Annotated in this window: 1 protein-coding gene and 1 pseudogene; both read left to right on the top strand. The window is 72.2% G+C overall.

Features of this window, described 5'->3' with window-relative positions; all coding sequences use genetic code 11:
- Positions 1-36 precede the first annotated feature (36 nt).
- A complete protein-coding gene (gene msrA / locus ACJA3G_RS37225) occupies positions 37-702 on the top strand; it encodes a peptide-methionine (S)-S-oxide reductase MsrA (protein WP_406557428.1) in 666 nt (221 codons plus the stop codon).
- A gap of 149 nt (positions 703-851) precedes the next feature.
- Positions 852-1,248, top strand: a pseudogene (locus ACJA3G_RS37220) (hypothetical protein); the annotation flags it as partial.

Here is a 1,248-nt window from a genome sequence, read left to right as displayed (position 1 = left end):
GTGGACCACCGCCCCCCGCCCGCCGAGGAGCCCAGCATGTTCCTGAACAGCCGCACCCCCGTCCTGCCCAAGCCGGAGGAGGCCCTCAAGGGCCGCCCCGAGCCGGAATTCACCGTCCCCGACCGCCACACGGTCCTGGGCAACCCGCTGCTCGGCCCCTACCCCGAGGGCCTGGAGATCGCGGACTTCGGCCTCGGCTGCTTCTGGGGCGCCGAGCGCAAGTTCTGGCAGACCGAAGGCGTGTGGACGACCCTGGTCGGCTACCAGGGCGGCTACACGCTGAACCCGGCGTACGAGGAGGTCTGCTCGGGCCTGACGGGTCACACGGAGGCGGTCCGCGTGGTGTACGACCCGGCGGTCGTTTCCTACGCCACGCTCCTGAAGCTCTTCTGGGAGTCCCACAACCCCACCCAGGGCTTCCGCCAGGGCAACGACGTGGGCACCCAGTACCGCTCCGCGATCTACACCCACACCGCGTCCCAGGCGACGGAGGCGGCGTCGTCCCGCGAGGCCTACCAGCGGGTCCTGACGGGCGCGGGCCACGGCACGATCACCACGGAAATCCTCCCGGCGGAGGGCCGCCCGTTCTACCCGGCGGAGCCGTACCACCAGCAGTACCTGGACAAGAACCCCGGGGGGTACTGCGGGATCGGCGGGACGGGGGTCTCCTGCCCGATCGGGGTGGCGCGGGCCGAGGGCTGAGCCTTCAGGGCATCGGGTTCCTACGGTCCGCTGCCCACCTGCTGACCACTTCGTCGCGGGGGCGCTCTGGCCATCCGCCGCAAACGGCCGCCCTCCCCACTCCATGGGTGACTACCGGGTGTGTCAGTGCCGGATCGTAGGGTGTGCGGATGGGCATCAGTCAGGGCCTGCGGAACGATGCGGCCGAGGGCCTGGGCGCCTCGCCCCCGCGTGGCAGGTGGGGGCAGGCGGTCTGGCGTGTGCCGGGGGTCGTGGCGCTCGTCGTCCTGCCGCTGTACGTCGTGTGGGCACTGGTCCTCGCCACCGGGGGCGGGGACCTCGCCGCTCAGCTCGCCTGGGCCGGCTTCGCCTCCCGGCATCCGGGTTCGGCCTACAACCTCTCCTGGTACGGCGGCGCGCACACCGCCAACTACAGCCTGCTGACGCCCTGGTTGATGGCGGCGTTCGGGGTGCGCACGGTGTCGGTCGCCGCGGGGCTGTGCGGTACGTGGCTGATGGCGCTGCTCTTCGTACGGGCGGAGGGCGGACGGTTCGGCGGGGACGGGC

Origin of the sequence: Streptomyces sp. YS-3 (genome assembly GCF_045257485.1) — a bacterium.
In the GTDB taxonomy this organism is placed as follows: Bacteria; Actinomycetota; Actinomycetes; order Streptomycetales; family Streptomycetaceae; genus Streptomyces.
Note: the sequence above shows the minus strand (reverse complement) of the source record. Positions and strands in the feature narration are given on the sequence as shown.

Bases quoted from the DNA above. Each gene is read 5' to 3' on its own strand.
- msrA (WP_406557428.1), top strand. From the start codon at position 37: ATGTTCCTGAACAGCCGCACCCCCGTCCTGCCCAAGCCGGAGGAGGCC.